This window comes from Bradyrhizobium sp. SZCCHNR1002 (genome assembly GCF_032381435.1).
GTDB classification, from domain to species: domain Bacteria; phylum Pseudomonadota; class Alphaproteobacteria; order Rhizobiales; family Xanthobacteraceae; genus Bradyrhizobium; species Bradyrhizobium aeschynomenes.
The window spans coordinates 196,406-213,645 of the sequence record NZ_JAUHIS010000010.1; the positions used below are offsets into that span (position 1 = coordinate 196,406).

General features: G+C 65.4%; 16 protein-coding genes. 4 read left to right on the top strand and 12 right to left on the bottom strand.

What is annotated here, in order from left to right:
• Positions 1-6: 6 nt before the first annotated feature.
• The 9 genes from QX108_RS32430 to QX108_RS32470 form a co-directional block, all read right to left on the bottom strand.
• Positions 7-441 (bottom strand): hypothetical protein, encoded by a 435-nt coding sequence (locus QX108_RS32430; protein WP_315726415.1) that lies wholly within the window; start codon positions 439-441, stop codon positions 7-9.
• Positions 442-467: 26 nt separating this feature from the next.
• Positions 468-1,259 carry a cytochrome c gene (locus QX108_RS32435; RefSeq protein WP_315784189.1) on the bottom strand — a complete coding sequence of 264 codons (792 nt, stop codon included), beginning with the start codon at positions 1,257-1,259 and terminating at the stop codon, positions 468-470.
• Entirely contained in the window at positions 1,198-2,481 is a 1,284-nt protein-coding gene (gene soxC, locus QX108_RS32440) for a sulfite dehydrogenase (protein ID WP_315784187.1), read from the bottom strand. The genes QX108_RS32435 and soxC overlap by 62 nt, the downstream gene beginning before the upstream one ends.
• 5 nt (positions 2,482-2,486) lie before the next feature.
• Positions 2,487-4,181, bottom strand: a complete 1,695-nt coding sequence (soxB, locus tag QX108_RS32445; protein ID WP_315784185.1) for a thiosulfohydrolase SoxB — start codon at positions 4,179-4,181, stop codon at positions 2,487-2,489.
• A 24-nt stretch (positions 4,182-4,205) separates the two neighbouring features.
• Positions 4,206-5,030, bottom strand: a complete 825-nt coding sequence (gene soxA / locus QX108_RS32450) for a sulfur oxidation c-type cytochrome SoxA (protein ID WP_172113107.1) — start codon at positions 5,028-5,030, stop codon at positions 4,206-4,208.
• 33 nt (positions 5,031-5,063) lie between these two features.
• The gene (soxZ, locus tag QX108_RS32455) at positions 5,064-5,390 is read right to left on the bottom strand and encodes a thiosulfate oxidation carrier complex protein SoxZ (RefSeq protein WP_315721990.1); all 327 of its coding nucleotides are present in this window, start codon (positions 5,388-5,390) and stop codon (positions 5,064-5,066) included.
• 18 nt (positions 5,391-5,408) lie between these two features.
• Positions 5,409-5,861: a thiosulfate oxidation carrier protein SoxY gene (gene soxY / locus QX108_RS32460; protein WP_315784182.1), complete on the bottom strand. Its 453-nt coding sequence runs from the start codon at positions 5,859-5,861 to the stop codon at positions 5,409-5,411.
• Positions 5,862-5,881: 20 nt separating this feature from the next.
• Positions 5,882-6,325, bottom strand: a complete 444-nt coding sequence (soxX, locus tag QX108_RS32465; RefSeq protein ID WP_315784180.1) for a sulfur oxidation c-type cytochrome SoxX — start codon at positions 6,323-6,325, stop codon at positions 5,882-5,884.
• 125 nt (positions 6,326-6,450) lie between these two features.
• A complete protein-coding gene (locus QX108_RS32470) occupies positions 6,451-6,999 on the bottom strand; it encodes a thioredoxin family protein (protein ID WP_315784576.1) in 549 nt (182 codons plus the stop codon).
• A gap of 123 nt (positions 7,000-7,122) precedes the next feature.
• Here QX108_RS32470 and QX108_RS32475 point away from each other — a divergent pair, with 123 nt between their 5' ends.
• Entirely contained in the window at positions 7,123-7,836 is a 714-nt protein-coding gene (locus tag QX108_RS32475; RefSeq protein WP_315784178.1) for a hypothetical protein, read from the top strand.
• Here the strand turns inward: QX108_RS32475 and QX108_RS32480 are convergent, their stop codons facing one another.
• Positions 7,837-8,571: a cytochrome c biogenesis CcdA family protein gene (locus QX108_RS32480; RefSeq protein WP_315784175.1), complete on the bottom strand. Its 735-nt coding sequence runs from the start codon at positions 8,569-8,571 to the stop codon at positions 7,837-7,839.
• A 121-nt stretch (positions 8,572-8,692) separates the two neighbouring features.
• On the opposite strand from QX108_RS32480, the gene QX108_RS32485 reads away from it, so the two are divergent.
• The 3 genes from QX108_RS32485 to QX108_RS32495 all read left to right on the top strand — a co-directional run bounded on the left by QX108_RS32485 (position 8,693) and on the right by QX108_RS32495 (position 10,685).
• Positions 8,693-9,082, top strand: coding sequence for a thioredoxin (locus QX108_RS32485; protein WP_315721995.1), 390 nt, complete (start codon positions 8,693-8,695; stop codon positions 9,080-9,082).
• A 25-nt stretch (positions 9,083-9,107) separates the two neighbouring features.
• Positions 9,108-9,458 carry an ArsR/SmtB family transcription factor gene (locus tag QX108_RS32490; protein WP_172113100.1) on the top strand — a complete coding sequence of 117 codons (351 nt, stop codon included), beginning with the start codon at positions 9,108-9,110 and terminating at the stop codon, positions 9,456-9,458.
• 141 nt (positions 9,459-9,599) lie between these two features.
• Positions 9,600-10,685: a YeeE/YedE family protein gene (locus QX108_RS32495; RefSeq protein ID WP_315721996.1), complete on the top strand. Its 1,086-nt coding sequence runs from the start codon at positions 9,600-9,602 to the stop codon at positions 10,683-10,685.
• Positions 10,686-11,070: 385 nt separating this feature from the next.
• Here QX108_RS32495 and QX108_RS32505 read toward each other — a convergent pair whose 3' ends face one another.
• A complete protein-coding gene (locus tag QX108_RS32505; protein WP_315784172.1) occupies positions 11,071-14,328 on the bottom strand; it encodes a hypothetical protein in 3,258 nt (1,085 codons plus the stop codon).
• Positions 14,328-17,240 (bottom strand): hypothetical protein (locus tag QX108_RS32510; RefSeq protein ID WP_315799635.1); only part of this gene is annotated, 2,913 nt, incomplete at its 5' end. The genes QX108_RS32505 and QX108_RS32510, both read right to left, overlap by 1 nt.

A 17,240-nucleotide genomic window follows, 5' to 3' on the forward strand; every position in this document is an offset into this window, starting at 1 on the left:
ATTCCTTCACGGACGCACAATCGTCCAGTTCTTCTCCGACAGCTCCAGCAGGGTCGCGACCCCGGTCTTGACCACCGTGACGCCGGCGAGCAGCGACGGCTGCCGGCCCTCCTTGCTCGCGAGCGTCTCCAACGTGTTGCCGCAGGCGATGAAGCTCACATTGGGCATCGACTTGGCGAAGCCGAGCACCCGCTCCTTCACCGGCGAGCGGTCGGCCAGCAACATGTCGAGGCCGCCATTGAACGCCACCACCACGATCTCGACCTCGTCGCCCTCGCCCGAATAGTGCCGAGAGACATTGGCGGCGACGTCGAGCACCGCGCGCATCTTGGCCGGATCCTCATCGCTGATCTGCAGCGCGAGCCGATGCGGCTCTGCCGCGGCGGCAATCGAAGCGGCCCCGCTCGCGGCGAGCGCGACGGATGCGGCCGCCAACAGCATCTGGCGGCGGCTGCATCCGACCATCGTCACTCGACGCCCCGCGGCTTGCCGTCCTTGTCCTCAGGCGTCACGTCGACAGCGGTCGCACGTCCGGTGATCTTGACCGGCGCGATGCAGTTCGTCATGCACGGCTCCTTCTGCCAGAACGCCTTCTCGCTGGCAGCCCGATCGTCCATGATGAACCCGCCTTCGTTCGGCATCTTAATGGTGGCGAGATTCTTGTCGGTCAGCTCGAAGTTCTGATCGGTGATGACGTCGTTCAGATAGAGCACATAGGCGACCAGCGCGTAGTACTCGTCGACCTTCAGCGACTGCGGGCTGCCGAACGGCATCGCGTGGCGGACGTAATCGAACAGCGTCGAGGCGTAGGGCCAGTAGGAGCCGACCGTCTTGACCGGATTGTCCGAGGTCAGCGAGCCCTTGCCGCCGGCGAGCACCGGCCAGCGGCCGGCGCCCTCGCCGAACTCGCCGTGACAGCTGGCGCAATTGTCCATGAACAGCTTCTCGCCCTGGGCAACGGTGCCCTTGCCGGCCGGCAAACCCTGTCCGTCCGGCCGCACGTCGATGTCCCAGCCGCGGATTTCCTCGACCGTCGGCGCGCGACCGATATTGAAGCGCTGCGGCGCATTGGTTTCAGTCTTCGCGACGGTCTTTGCCTCGGACTTTGCCTCGGTCTTGGCCGCGATCTTCTCGGTCGGGCCACCGGCGAGCGCGACCGAGCCCGCAATGGTGGCGAGCGCGACTGCAATGATCAGCTTAGGCGACCTCGACATTCTCCACCTCACCATTTGCCTGCACGTGCCAGGTCTGGATGCCATTGTTGTGGTAGATGGAGTTGTAGCCGCGGACCTTGCGCAACTCGGCCTTCGAAGGCTGGACGTAGCCGGTCTCGTCCTGCACGCGCGACTGCAGCAGCAACGGCTCCCCGTTCCAGTCGAACTCGTAGTAGAAGCGCGTCAGCGCCTTATCCAGCACCGGGCCGTCGATCCGCGCCGGCCACCAGTTGCGGCCGCCATCGAGCGACACGTCCACGCGCTTGACTTTGCCGTTGCCCGACCATGCCAGGCCCGAGACGATCGTAAAGCCCTTGCCGTGCTTGATCGGCGCCTGCGGGCTCGGACTCGTGATCACCGACTTCGCATCCATCGACCAGGTGAAGCGCCGCGCCTTGCCGTTCGGCAGCAGGTCCGTGTACTTCGACGTCTCCTCGCGGGTGTGCCAGGGCTGGTCGCCGACCTCGATACGGCGCAGCCACTTGACCCAGAGATTGCCCTGCCAGCCCGGCACGACCAGACGTATCGGGTAGCCCTGCTCGGGATAGAGCGCCTCGCCGTTCATCTTGTAGGCGATGATGCAGTCGTCGAGCGCCTTCTCGATCGGCAGGCTGCGATCCATCGACGCGGAGTCCGCGCCCTCGACCAGCAGCCATTTGCCGCTGGGCTTGACGCCCGTCTCTTCCAGCAGCGTGCGCAGCGAGACGCCGGTGTATTGCACGCAGTGGATCATGCCATGCGTGAACTGGCAGCCGTTGAGCTGGGCGCCGCGCCATTCCATGCCGGAGTTGGCGGCGCATTCCATGAAGTGGATGCGGTTGACGCGCGGGTAGCGCTTGAGCTCGTCGAGCGACAGCAGCAGCGGCCGCTCCACCAGGCCGTGGATCATCAGCCGGTGATCGGCCGGATCGACCTCGGCGACGCCGCCATGATGGCGCTCGAAGCACAACCCGTTCGGCGTGATGATGCCTTCGAGCTCGTGCAGCGGCGTGAAGCTGACCGAGGATTCGCGCGAGGCCGTCAGCCATTCGACGTCGCGGCGGACGACGTCCTTCTCGAACTTGGACGGCTTGCCGTAGGGGCGCACGGCCACGCCCTCGCCGAGGGTGCGCGTCCATTCCGGCACGTTCGGCGGCTGGTTGGCGGGATTGCCAGCGCCGGCTCGGGCCTGCGAGGCCAGCGCGGTGGCCGCGAGGCCACCAGCGGCGGTCAGGAAGCCGCGGCGCGACGCGCGCGGGACTGAGGAAAGTGATTTGTCCTTGGACATCGTCGTCACACTCCGGAGACTTTGACGGCCCGGTTGGGCTCGAGACGCACGGTTTTCTGGCGCTGCAGATAGCTCGACACGACCTCCCAGATCGGCGGACCCTGCGTGCCCTCGTTGACGCTGGCCCAGCCCGCCACCTGGTACTCGCGCGACGGATCGATCGCGGCGCCGGTCTTGATCAGGCGCATGTCGGAGATGCGCTGCCCCTGCGGCTTGTTGACATCGATCGCGTAGGACATGCCGCCGATGCGGACCATGTCACCGCCCTGCTGATAATAGGGGTCGACATTGAACAGGTTGTCGGCAACGTCCTCGATGATTTCCTTCAGGCGCGTGCCGGTCATGCCCATGCGGTAGACAGCAGGATAGGTGATCGCGGTGGCGTTGGTGACGTCCTCGAAGGTGATGTCCTGGCCCGGCATCACGCTGGTGCCCCAGCGGAAGCCCGGCGACAGCGCGATCTCCGCATCGCGCTCCTGCAGCAGCGCCTGGCAGATCAGGTCGTCGAACGTGCCGTTGAAATTGCCGCGGCGATACAGCAGCGTCTCGGTGCGTCCCAGCGGACGGGCGAGCTCGGCGGCGAACGGCTTGCGCACCTCGGCGATCTTGGCCGCCATCGCCGGATCCGGCGTGATCACGTCGGAGAACAGCGGGATCAGCTTGTAGCGATAGCCCTTCACCTCGCCATCCCCAACGTCGAGATCGAGCCGCGAGACGAACTTGCCGGAAGAGCCCGACGCGATCAGCAGCGTCTTGCCGACCTTGACCGCTTCGGGCAGCGCATCATGGGTGTGGCCGGTCAGGATCACATCGAGCCCCTTGACGCGGCTGGCCAGCTTGCGGTCGACGTCGAAGCCGTTATGCGATAGCAGCACGACGAGGCCGGCGCCGTCCTTGCGCGCCTTGTCGACCTGAGTCTGGACGTCCTCCTCGCGCACGCCGAACGACCAGTTCGGAATCATCCAGCGCGGATTGGCGACCGGCGTATACGGAAAGGCCTGGCCGAGCACCGCGATCTTGACGCCGCCGCGCTCGATCATGGTCGAGGCCTCGAACGCCGGCTCGTTCCACTCGGTGTCGCGGATGTTGAGGCCAAGGAAGGGGAAGCCGAGCGCATCCACCGCCTGCTTGACGCGCTCGGTGCCGTAGGTGAACTCCCAATGCCCGGTCATCGCATCGGGCTTCAGCAGCGCCATGCAGTCGATCATGTCCTGGCCGCGGGTCTTCAGCGACGACCATGATCCCTGCCAGGTGTCACCGCCGTCGAGCAGCACGACCTTGTCGCCGCGCTCGGCGCGGATCGCCTTGATGACGGTCGCCGCGCGGTCGAGCCCGCCGATACGCCCGTAGGTCTTGGCGAGCGCCTCGAAATCGTCCGAGGTCAGCGCATAGGCCGACGACGAGCCCGGCGCGATGCCGAAGCGGGTGAGGAAATCCTTGCCGGTGACGTGAGGCGGCTGGCCCTTGGCGTCGCCGACGCCGAGATTGGTCGACGGCTCGCGGAAATACAGCGGCATCAGCTGGCCGTGGATGTCGGTCACATGCACGAGCGTGACGTTGCCAACCGGATCGAACGCCAGCAGCTCCTTCTCGGTCAGCTTCTGCTGGGCAAAGGCGCGGGTCGTACCTGCGAGCCCGGAGCCGCCCGTCAAGGCAGCCGCCGCCAATGCGACCTGAACGAATTCGCGACGCGATATCATGATGTGTCTTCCTTGTGTCCGCGGCTAGTTGCGGACCGACGGTGTCTCGACGGGCAGACCGATGCCGCGCCAGGCGACGTAGAGCTCGAGCGCCAGAAACTCATCCGACAGCGGCTTGTAAGGTACGCCGCGCACGTCGAACATGCAGCCCTCGAAGCGCTCGTGCAGCGGGACCAGGCGCTGATCGCGCAGCCGGTAGGTCGGAAAGCCGTTGGTCTGCCCCTGGCTGAGAAAATCGGCGCGCATGAACTTGCCGTTGTTCTTCTCATGGCAGGAAGCACAGGCGAGATCGAGCTGGCCGACCCTGGTGTAGTAGATCTCCTTGCCCTTCTCGAACCACGGCGACATCGGACCGTCGGTCTTCACCGCCACCGGCATGCCGCGCGACTGGAAACGGACGAAGGTCGTCATGTCCGTCAGCTCCTTGGACTTGAACGCCCAGGGCTGCGCCTTCATGTGCTCGGTGCGGCAGATGTTGATCTGCTGCTCGAGATTGACCGGCTTGTTGAGCTTCTCGCTCCATTTGGGCATCGCCGCGCCCACGCCCTTCATGGTCTTCTCGGCCTCGCCGTGACAACTCATGCACGACTTGCCTTCGCCGCCGTCGACCGTCTTCCAGACGTCGGCGGCCCGCTCGACCGCGAGGAAGCCCGGATTCTCCAGGTCGTCATCCTGGAGCGCGCGCGTTTCCTTGGTGCGGAACTGATAGCCCGAGATGATGGTCTTGAAGACGTGGCCGGGAGGCGCCGGAATGCCCTTCCGTTCCGCCTCCTGGCCGAACGTCGCGACTGCCGACAGGGCCAGCGCGGCCGAAGCCAGGACGGCGAGAGAACCGTAGCGAATGGACATCCGTCACTCCTCCTAGCGATGGCACGCTGCCGATCAGGCCTTCAACGCGATCTTTTCCTCGGCCGTCAGCACCGAACCGTCGTCATCGGTCCAGGCGAACTTGAACGTGCCTTCCTCGTCGACCTTCGCGTCGAACTGGATGTACGGATTGGCCGAGATCGCCGGCTCCAGCACGCAGGAGAACACCGGCTTGCCGTTGAACTCGCAGGTGAACTTGTTGATGATCTTGCGCGGAATCGGCTTGCCCTGCGCATCCTTGCGCTGGCCCGATTCCATCAGATGCGAGACCAGCGTCTTGATCTGGATGATCTCGCCCTTCTTGGCTTCCTTCGGAAGCTTGATCCGCGGCTTGTCTGCCATATCAGTCTCTCCCCTGTCTCAGCCGCCGCAGCCGCCGATGGTGACCTTGACGGTCTTGCGCTCGGTGAACAGCGAGCCGTCGCTCATCTTCGCCACCGCGATCACGTTCTGGGTCTGCGCCAGGCGGATGCGGATCGACGCCTCGGCCTTGCCGGACATCGGCGTGAACATCAGCGTCGCGACGCCGGCATTCGGATTGCCGTCGGCTACGAACAGCACCTCCTTGACGTAGTTCTCGGCGGTCATCGGGCTTTCGACCGTGAGCGCGAGCGGCACGGTGTTGCCGTTCTCGGCGATCTCGGGCAGATCGAGCGTGATCTTGCCCTTCACCGCTTCCTTGCCGCCGGTGAACTTCTTGATCATCTCGGCCGCGTCATTGCTCGGCTCGGCGTTGGCAGCCATCGGCAGCACCGTCAAAGCGACGAAACCGCCGCCGAGAAGGAACGCCTGTCGTCTGTTGATTGCGCCCATGCATCATCCTCCAGAGGCGGTTATTTCAATGTTTCGAGAAAGGCGACGACGTCCTCGACCTGCGCGGCCGTGAGAACGGGCTTGCCGACGAATTCCGGCCTGACCCGATTGAGTCCGTCGTTCTTGTAGAAGGCGGGCATCACCGTATCGGCGAAGATTCGCTTGGGATCGGCGACGATGAGGCGCAGCTGCGCCGTGTTGTAGCGACCGGCCACGCCGTCGAGCGATGGACCGAACTCGCCATGAAAATCCTCGGACTTCAGCGCCGTGACCTGGTGGCAGGCAAGACAATTGCCCAGCGTCCGGGTCAGGAACACCTTCTTGCCGGCGTCGGCATTGCCGGGCGCGCCCGTCAGCGATTTCGGAATGGCGTAGTCGACGACATCGAGCCTGATCGGCTCATCGCCTCGCGCTGCTGCCGAGAGCAACGCGCAGAACAAGGCAGCCGGAATCAAACGGCGCATGTTTCCACCCTGACGACGAGGCTTCCCCTCGCCTGCTGATGATAAGGACTTACGGTCCATCATATTCACAAATTATGATTTGATAATGTGATTGGTGTCAAGACGAATTCGATGCGGCAGCGCACTCAACCTTTGGACGAAGCGAGATAGTCGCGGAACGTGCCGCGCTCATAGGCCTTGTCGCGCACGAAGCGGAACATCGCGAGGAAGTGCGGCGGCTTCAGATAGCCCGGGGCGCGCGCCACCTCGCGCACGAGCGGCTCCTTGGCTGCGACGCCGTCGGCAGAGGGCGGAAAGAACTGGAAAGTCGGCGTGAAACGGATCGCGTAGCGCTCGGCGAGCTCCTTCTCGGTGAACTCCTGGCCGTCGAAGTCGGTCACCTTGCGGGCGCCGAGCAGATTCAGTTGAAGAATCTCGAAGTTCGCCCGGATGTATTCGGTGATGACGGGATCGGCGAAGTTCACCAGATGGGTCTCTCGGCAATAGGGACAGCCGCGCAGCTCCCACATCACCGCGAGCCGCTTGCCTCCCGACGCCGCGCTTTCGAGATCTTCACGCAGATCGAGGAAGCTGTTGAGAAACCACGCCTGATGATAGAGCCCGTCGTCGCCGAGCACCGCGTCCGCTCGCACCGGCGTCGGCACGGCGCCGAGCACAGCCGCGGCAGGCAGCATCACAACCAGGTCGCGACGCGACATCGTTCTGTTCGAGGTCATGGGCCTGCCCGCGCGCTTTGCCAAGTCGGTGAAAGTTCGATACATGATATTCGAATAACAGAATGTGAAAAAGGACATTCGATGCTGCGCCGCGCCATCCTGCTGTCCGTCGTCCTTGCAAGTGTCGGCTGCACCGTCCATGCAACGGCCGGTGAGAGCGCGGGGATGGCGGCCGTCATGCAGTCGGCCATGGCAAGCCTTCGGACCGCGGCGAGCTATGGGCGAACCGGCAACATCGCTCTGGCGCAGATCGAGCTCGACGATGCGCGCCGCGCCTGGACCGCGCTCGGCCGGATCAAGGACCAGCCGGCGCCCTACTCTGCCAAGTCCTTGAAGGATCTGCTCACAGAAGGTGACGACCGGCTCCGCAAGGCCGACGCTTCGCTCTCAGCGGGCGATGGCGCGACGGCGACGGCGGACATTGCAGCGGTCCGGCAGGCGCTGCATGTGCTGCGGCAACAAGCAGGCGTCGTCGAGCTCGGCGATTGTGTCTTCGAACTACGGCCTGCCATGGACGATCTGCACCATTTCGCGGCCGACTTTGCAGCAGCCAGGGCGACGGCCGCCGAGGTCAACCGGGCCGGCGAAGCATTGCGCGCGCAACTGCAGCGCTGCAACGGCCTCGCCGCGCCCGACATTGCCGGCCAAGCCGAGTTCCGCCGCCTGATCGACGGCGCCGCCACGAGCGCGCAGAACATCGGTCGCGCCGCGCACGAGGGTGACACCGGCCTCGTGCATCGTTACGAGATCGAGCTGCAGTCCTTCGTCAACCTGCTGGATTTCCGCTTCGGCTGATCAGCCGATCGTAGCGAGCGAGGGAAAGCGTTCGAAGATCCATTCCGACAGAAGCGGGATCACGCCGGCGAGAAAGGCGACACCGGTCAGGACGAGAAAGCCGCCCATGGTCTTCTCGACCAGCGGCAGATGCGGTTTGATCCCCTTCAGCATGGTCATGAACTGTCCCGTGAAGGCCGCCGCGATCAGGAACGGGATGCCGGTCCCGACCGAATAGGCCGCGAGCAGCAGCGCGCCCTTTCCCACGGTGGCCTCCGCACCGGCCATCATCAGCACGGCGGCGAGCACCGGCCCCGCGCAGGGCGTCCAGCCAAACGCAAAGGCCAGCCCCATCACGAACGCGCCGAGCAGGCCGGCCGGCTTGCGGCCGACGTCGATCGTCGCGCTTCGGTACAGCAAGGGAATCCTGAGCACCCCGAGGAAATGCAGTCCCATCGCGATGATGACGAGGCCGGCAACGATGCCGAGCTGGCTGAGATGGCCGGCGATGAAGCGACCGAAGACCGAGGCCGTCGCACCCAGACCGACGAACACCAGCGAAAAGCCGCCGACGAAGCACAGCGCGGTCAGCACCGTCCGCCGCCGCTGCGCTATGCTGGTTTCGGTGATCGTGTCGGCCGCCGAGACGCCCGCCATGTAGCACAGGAACGGCGGGACGAGCGGCAGAATGCAGGGAGACAGGAAGGACAGGAGGCCGGCGGCGAGCGCTGCGCCGAGCGTGACGTCGAGATCCATCTTTCCTCCCGGGCAGCCCGTGCTGCGTGCCCGAGCTGCAGCGCAGGCTTCGGAAATCGCACACTAGTACATATTCGAATTTAATGATAGATTGACCGGCAAGTCCAGAGAGGATGGCGGCATGTCCGGTAAAATCACAGCGCGCGGGTTGGCAATATTGGCATCGGTCGCGGTCGCCGTACTGTGCCAGTCGTCGCCTCTCCTCGCTTCCGAACTCGTGATGTTCGAGCGTCCGGGCTGCGGCTGGTGCGCCCGGTTCAATGCCGAGATCGCGCCGATCTATGCCAAAACCGACGAAGGGCGCAGCCTTCCCCTGCGGCGGGTCGACCTGACTCAGCCGCTGCCGGCCGATCTCGCCGGCATCGATCCCGGCGCATTCACACCGACATTCGTTGTGGTCGATCAGGGCCGCGAGGTCGGGCGGATCCGCGGCTATCCGGGCGACGCGTTCTTCTTTGGGCTGCTCGGCCGCATCGTGAATGTTACAAGCGGGGCTCAAACCCGCTCCTGACGGACAATCGAGGGATCCAGAATCCATGCCGCTGCCGAATCTGAAGGACATCGAGACCTCCGCCGAGCTCGAGCAGATGATCGAGAAGGCGCGAGAGGCCAGCGAGATGCTCAAGGCGCTGTCCCACGAGTCCAGGCTGCTGCTGCTCTGCATCCTCTCCGAAGGCGAAAAATCCGTCACCGAACTCGAGCAGTTCCTCGGCGAACGGCAGTCGACGGTCTCGCAGCAGCTCGCACGTCTCAGGCTCGACCGGCTGGTCACGACGCGGCGCGACGGCAAGACGATCTATTACAGTCTGGCGAGCGAGGACGTTCGCAAGATCCTGACCGCGATCTATGACGTCTTCTGCGAGCCGGTCCGCAAGCGCCGCCGCTGAGCGTCGCTCTGCACTGCGAAGATCGACGGCCGCATCCGGCAATCGGGCTCGAACGCCGACAGCGGGCTTTGCAAGAGGGTCTAGCTTCGCCGGCGATCCTGGCGCAGAGTGCCCGGACACGAACAAGGATGTCGGGGAGGAATGCTCGGTCCGTCAGCATTGACGTTCATGTGCGGGCTGTTGGCAGGCGCCGTGCTCGGGGTCGCCGGCCGCGCAGGTCGATTCTGCACGCTCGCGATGCTCGAGGACGCCTTCTTTGGCGCCGACACGCGGCGCCTCAAGTCCTTTGCCCTGGCTGCGGCCATCGCGCTGGTCGCGACCCAGCTGCTCGCCAGCTTCGGCCTCGTCGATCTCTCCCGTTCGATCTATCTGACCTCCACCATTCCGCTCGGCGGCGCCATCCTGGGCGGATTCTTGTTCGGGATCGGCATGGCGCTGGTCGGCACCTGCGGCTTCGGGACCCTGGTTCGCATCGGCGGCGGTGATCTGCGCGCCATCGTCGTCTTTCTCGTGCTCGGCGTGTCCGCCCTGGCGGCGATGCGCGGTCTCATCGGATTCATGCGCGTGGGTCTGATCGAGCCGCTGTCCGTGCATCTGCCGGAGGCGATGAATCAGGGCATGGACACGCTGCTGTCCCTTGCGCTCGGGTCATATGCCCGGCCCGCGATCGTGTCCGTCACGGCGGTGGCGCTTGCGGCCTGGGCGCTGGCCGATGGACGGCTGGTGAAATCGCCGCGGCTGATGCTGTCGGGAGTAGCCGTCGGCGGCGCTGTCGCCTTTGGCTGGTTCGCAACCGGATGGCTGGGCAACGACGATTTCGACCCGGAGCGGGTAACCTCGCTCAGCTTCGTCGCCCCGCTCGGCAACACGGTGCTGTACATTGCCACGCTTTCCGGCAGCCACGCCGACTTTGCGATCGGCTCGGTCGCGGGGGTCATCCTGGGGTCCTTCGTCGCGGCAACGTTCTCGCGCGTCTTTCGCTGGGAAGCCTGCGACGACGCTCGCGAACTGAAGCGTCACATGGTCGGCGCGCTGTTGATGGGCACCGGCGGCATCATGTCGATGGGCTGCACCATCGGCCAGGGCCTGTCCGCATTCTCGACCCTCGCGCTATCGGCGCCGCTGACCATGCTCGCAATCACCTGCGGCGCGCGCCTTGGGCTCGAATACACGATGACCGGCGAATGGCGGCCCGCGCTCCTGAACCTGCTGCGCATGCACCCGTGATGAACGACAAAGCCTGACCGGCGCATCGCCCTCGCACGCCCTCGGCGACGGAGATCCTCGCTCGCGTCAGACCGAGCACGAGACGAAGCCCGGTGAGCGCCGAGCTGCCTAAATCCAAGGGTTTCTCGAAGCAATCGGCCCGCGTACCCAGGCTCACATCGTATCGACCATGGCACTGATCACCATGGGGTGCCGGCTCATGCCCAGATAGTCGTTCGGACACCAGATCGCGACCTCGCGCTTGCCTCGCCCGGATGCCAGATCGCATGCGGCACGATAGCGCCGCTCCTGATGCAGCCGATCGAGTGCTCGCGGAACATCCCGTTGTATTCGGGGAAGAGACCGGACGGTTACACCTGATCGTCCATGATCGACGCCCTGCCTGCTATCTTGCCCGGTTGAACTGGTAGGAGCCCTGGACGAACACGCCGTAGCGCTCCGTCGTGTATCTCAGGACCTGATTGAACGAGTCGACGGCATTGGTGCTGAGATGCCACCAACGCCCACCGATGCCGATCCGGAAGTTGTCGGTCAGCTGATAGTTCAGGACGGTCTCGGCCTGGAAACCGGTTCCTTGTCCCGAAGCAGGATCGCGACCGAAGGTGAAATAGTGCGTGTCGATCGCGTTCTGCGAGGTCCAGACATAAGCGGCCTCCACTTGCCAGTTCAGCCGATCCGACAGCCGCGTGTCGAGTGTGACACCCGCCCGTCCGGTGTGCCACCGATCCTGCTCGGTCACCACCTTGACGCCGGCGCCCAGCGCTGGACTGCAGATCACCGGATTGCCGCCCACCTGGGTGCAGCCGCGCGCATCGACGGTTTCCGTCCAATACTGATAGCCGACGAAGGCGCCAAACCGGAAGCGATCGGTTTCCAGCAGGTTGAAGCCAACATCGAGATTCGCGTATTGCAGCCGCCCGCCGACATTGCTGACGGTCTTGGATGACGGATTGACGAAGGGAGCGAAATCCTCGTCGACGAGCGTGCCCGAGCTGATCTTGCCCGCACCGATATAGCCCTTCAGGAACATGTTGGTGAACGGGCCGTCGAGCGCATCGACCCTGAAGAACATCTCGCCGCTATGCCCGGTCATGCCGCCATAGGCGAGCCGGGAGACCTGCTGCGTGGCGGCCTGGTCGGCGAAATAGCGATAGCGATTCTGGCCCGAGCTGAACCAGTAGCGAACGCCGGTCTCCAGCATGTAGGACGGCATGATCGACGCGCGCGACCGCAGCGGAACGTCGCCCGAGCCCGCCCCCTGCCCGCCTTGCAACGCTGCGGGCCTGGCCCAGGCGCAACTGACGATCGAGGCGTTGCACTTGGTGACACCGTCGGCGTTGAAGTCGCGCCGCAACGTGACCGTCGCGAACAGATCCTTGGTCGTCGTCTTGACGTTGGCCAGCGTGCTGTCGACGAACCGGTACCCGATCTCCGTTTCCAGGCTGATCTCCTTCGACCAGAGATAGCTGACCAGCAGCGATGGCAGGATCGTGTACTCCTTCAGGTCGGTCTTGGTCCCGGACCTGTACCCCGCCCGCAGCCGCGGGCTGATGGAGAGATCGGGCGTGATCGGATAGCGCGTGGCGAGATCCAGCACGTAGAACTTCGAATCCGCCAGGCTCGCGTAGCGCAGCGCGCCCATGAACAGATCGCCCGGCTTGATGATGCCGTTCCCGGTCAGCTGAGCCGACAGATAGTATTCGAGGCCGCTCGCCGGTGTGCCGTCGACGCCTCCGGACGGAAGCGTGCCGGTCAGATTGGTGACCGTGGCATCGGCGGCGACCTGCCAGGTCTCGTTCAAGGGCCGCGAATAGCTCACCATCGCCGACTGGAACGTTGGCGTCCGGTCGATCGCGAGCTGCCTGATCTCGCCCGCGGTGTTGAACTTCATCATGTCGTAGAGCGTCAGGAAGGGTTGGCCCTGCAACGCATTCCAGGTCGAGAGAAAGGGCACCCGCCGATAATCGAACGAGGCGTTGACGACCGACTTGTCCTCGAACGTATACGTTCCCGAGAACACGGCCGCATTGAGCGCGCGGAAATGCGTGTCGTAGTCGATCAGGCCGAGCAGCGACTTGTTGGCGTCGAAATAGCGGAACTCGGCGCCAATGGCCTGGCGGTCGACGATGTTGCGGTCGTATTGCGTGATCAGGTAGACGGTGGTTTCGAGCCCACCCAGGATCTTGCCGAAGTCGATGCTTGCGCCATAGAGCGTCTTGCCGTCCTTGAACGGTGCGTCGAAGCGGCTCCAGTTCGGCGAGCCCGCAAGCACGTTCAGGCGCAGGCCGGGGCTCTTCTGCCAGCTCAGCACCGCACCGTCGAAACGTCCGATCACACCGCCGGTGTTGCGGGATTGGCGTCCGAGACGCAACGTCACATCGGCTTCCTTGAGCGTGTAGTCGACCTGCGCGGTCGAGACGCCGTACTTGTCGTTTCCGGTATCGAACTGGCGCTCATGGGTGAACGCCAGCCTGAACTTGGTCCTGATGCGATCGTTGTCGGCGGTGCCGAGAAAGTCGAAATTGGTGAGCAGCGTGTTCTGGTGGACACGGTGCGCGTCGGGATCGGCATTCGGGTTCGGCGCGATCGCCCGGTCCTTGACGGCGCTGGTCGTGTCGTTGGTAATGAAGGTCGTCGACAGGCTGCCCGACATCGACCAGCGGGTATCGCCGTTCGGCCCTGCCGCCTTGGTCGGCATATCCGCTCCCATGTCGGGGTTGGCAGCAGGCATGTCGCGCGGCCGCGCCGGCGCGCTGGTGGTCGCGGTGAGAAGCGCGGCGAGCCGCTGTCTGACGCGCTCGGCGCCCTCGCCGCTCGGATAGCGGCGCAGATAGTCTTCATACTCGGCCTGGGCGGCGGCGGTCTGGCCGGCCTTCTGGCGCGCGACGCCGAGCAGCTCCTGCGCCTCGGCGCTCGAGCCGTTCTCGGGGAGTTTCAGCACCTTCCTCAGGAGATCGATCGCGGCGCTGAAATTGCCTTTCTTGATCGATGCGCGCGCCTCGTCCATCGAGGCCTCCGCAAACCGGATATCCGCCGCGGAGGGCTGCTGCATCGAGCGATTGTCGTTGCGGACCGACGCCGCCGCACCGGAAATCACTGCCGGCTTCGAGGCTTCCGGAGCGGCCACGCTCGGCACCAGGGCCTTCACCTTGCAGGCCGACACCGGGCCCTTCCGGGCAACGACGATGGCCACCTGCTCGAAGCTGCCGGATTGCACGATCTGGTAGGTGAACTCGCCGCCAAACTGGACGACGAGGATCGGTCCTCGGTTCTGATCGAGCGTCAGATAGACGTCCTGGATGCCGGAGCCCTGGGCGTTGTCGACACGCACGCCTTCGCGTCTGACCAGGCGCCGCGCGGTGACGGCGTCCCGATCGACCAGTTGCAGCGAGACACTGAGCTGGCTGCCCTGGTCGAGCGGGAAATGCCCGGTGTAGCGGACGCGAACGTGAAAATTGATCCGCAGGAGGCTGCAGTTTCCGACCGTCGTGGCATTCGCGCTGGCAACGAACTGGTCGATGACCGGCTGGGCCGGTGCAGCGCCAAAGGCGCCATCGAGCAGAATCGCGAGCAGGCCGGTCAACAGGATGATCGCCCCTCGGGTCGACCTCGCTGCCGCGGCCATTCTGAACCGGCCGCGCATCACCAGCCGCCTCCATTGACCCGGTGCTGCCGCTGGCGGCGGGTGACGATGGCGGTCTGCGACTTGTCAGCATAGATGTGGCACGCGCCGGTACAGTCCTTGAGCTCGGCGACGGTGTAGTTCATCGGTGCCGGCTTCAGGAGCTTGGCGTGCTGCTGCGGCCGGAAATCATTCGCGTGACAGGCGGCGCAGTCAGGCCTGTAGGCCGCGAACTTGAAGGGGACGGCTTGCGAGTTGCCGCTGTGGCAGGCGGTACAGCCGATCGCCGCGCTATGGTTCGGATAGCTTGCCGACATATGCCGGTAGTTCACCGAGCTCCAGCTGATCGTCCGGTGGCAACTCTCGCAGGGGACGTTGGTCACGAAGTGCTTCTGCGACTTGCCGGTGGCGTTGGAGCCGTTGTGACAGCTGGCGCACGGCGCCGTCAGGCTGGCGTGATCCATCCGTGCGCCCGAGAACGACACGGTGTTCTTGTGGCAGCTTTCGCAGGGCGCGCTGGTGACCACGTGACGCGGCGGCTTGCCGCCGGCCGATGATCCGTTGTGGCAGGTGGCGCAGGCTGCCATCGTCCCGGTGTGGCTGAAACGCGCGCCACTGAAGGTCGTCGTGCTCTTGTGGCAGGTCTCGCACGGAGCATTCGTCGCGACGTGCTTCTGCGGCTTGCCGCCCGCGGCCATGCCGTTGTGGCAGCTCGCGCAGGCCGCCGTCGTTCCGGTATGGCTGAAGCGAGCGCCGCTGAACGTCGTCGTGCTCTTGTGGCAGGTCTCGCACGGCGCGTTGGTCGCGACGTGCTTCTGCGGCTTGCCGCTCGCAGCCATGCCGTTGTGACAGCTCGCGCAGGCCGCCGTTGTCGCGGTGTGGCTGAAGCGCGCGCCGCTGAACGTCGTCGTGCTCTTGTGGCAGGTCTCGCACGGCGCGCTGGTCGCGACGTGCTTCTGCGGCTTGCCGCTCGTGGCCACGCCGTTGTGGCAGCTCGCGCAGGCTGCCGTTGTCCCGGAGTGGCTGAAGCGGGCGCCGCTGAACGTCGCCGTGCTCTTGTGGCAGGTCTCGCACGGCGCATTCGTCGCGAGGTGCTTCGGCGGCTTTCCAGGCGCATTCATGCCGTTGTGGCAGGATGCGCACGGTCCCTGCGCGGTCATGTGGTTAAATCGCGCGCCGGGCTCTGGGGCGCTCGGCCCGGCAAGTCCTGCCCTCGGGCTGAACGTCGGCAGCAGCGACGGAAGCCGACCCGCGTTCTTCGCCTCCGGCGAGTCGGTGCCGGCGGCACCGATCGGAGGCGCGAGCTTGCTGCGCAGATCATTCGGTACAGACGCGGTGGGAGCGGACGTCGTTTGCGGCAGCGAGCTCGGCGGCTGCGGCACAGCGGCCACCACACCGCCGGGCTTCGCGGAGCTTTCGGATCTGGAGAGGCCTGGCGCCGCGGCCGAGCTCCCCGCTTCTGAGCCGGTCGTCGCGGCCGTCGACGTCGCAGCCGTATTCGCCAGCGGCTTGCTGCTGAACAGGAGCGTCGAGCTGGATGATGCAGCGGGCTTGGTCGCAGCTGCGGCCTGCGATGCAGCTGGTGCAGCGCTCGCACCCGGTGCGGCATCGGGAATCGTCGCTGCCGTCATGGTGCGGTTGGCGGTCGAGGCCGGCGTCACCGCCTTTGCGACCGGAGCCTGGGCCTGAACCACCGACCTCGCCGTGGTGGAGCAACCCGCCGCCGGCTTTTGCGGGTCGTCGTCCCAGCTGGAGAAGTTGGCGGCGGCGCGGACGTGGCAGCAGCCGCAATCCTGGGTCTTGGCGCTGTGATCCGGCCCCTGCGCTCCTCTGCGGCCCTGGCTCCGGTACGAGCCGTTGTGACAGCTGTCGCAGCGCGTCGCGTGCACGGCGGCATGGCTCATTGTGTAGGTCGCAAAGCTCGCCGCGGTGTTGCTGTGGCAGTTCGAGCACTGGACGCCCGTCACCGGAATGTGCGGCGGCGTCGTCAAGCCCTTCGCGCTCGAGCCGTTGTGGCAGGTGGAGCAATTGGTATTGGCAGCGGAGTGGGTGAACGCAGCGCCACCCCAGCTGGTGAAACCACCGCTCGCCGCTTTGCTGTGACAGCTGACGCAGTCGGCTCCGCCAGTCGCGACGTGGCCCGGGAACGACGCCGTGCCCATGGCACCCTTGGTGCCCTGGCCGGTGAAGCTGCCGTTATGGCAGCTGTCGCAGCGCGCCGTCGCCACCGCGGCGTGGTTCATGGTGTAGGTCGTGAAGCTCGCCGCGGTGTTGCTGTGGCAGTTCGAGCATTGCAGCGTCCCGGTCGGGATGTGCGGCGGCGTGGTCATGCCCATCGCGGTCTTGCCGTTGTGGCAGGTCGCGCAATTGGTGTCGGTGGCAGCGTGCTTGAACGCCGCGCCACCCCAGCTGGTGAAGCCGCTCGCGGCCTTGGCGTGGCAGCTGACGCAGTCCGCGCCGCCGGTCGCGACGTGGCCCGGGAACGACGCCGTGCCCAGCGCGCCCTTGGTGCCCTGGCCGGTGTAGCTGCCGTTATGGCAGCTGTCGCAGCGTGCCGTCCCCACTGCGGCGTGGTTCATGGTGTAGGTCGTGAAGCTCGCTGCTGTGTTGCTGTGGCAGTTCGAGCATTGCAGCGTCCCGGTCGGGATGTGCGGCGGCGTCGTCATGCCCTGCGCGGTCTTGCCGTTATGGCAGGTCGCGCAATTGGTGTCGGTGGCGGCATGCTTGAATGCCGCGCCGCCCCAGCTGGTGAAACCGCCGCTCGCCGCCTTGCTGTGACAGCTGACGCAGTCGGCGCCGCCAGTGGCAACATGGTTCGGGAACGACGCCGTGCCCAGCGCACCCTTGGTGCCCTGACCGGTGAACGAGCCGTTGTGGCAGCTGTCGCAGCGCGCCGTCGCCACCGCGGCGTGGTTCATGGTGTAGGTCGTGAA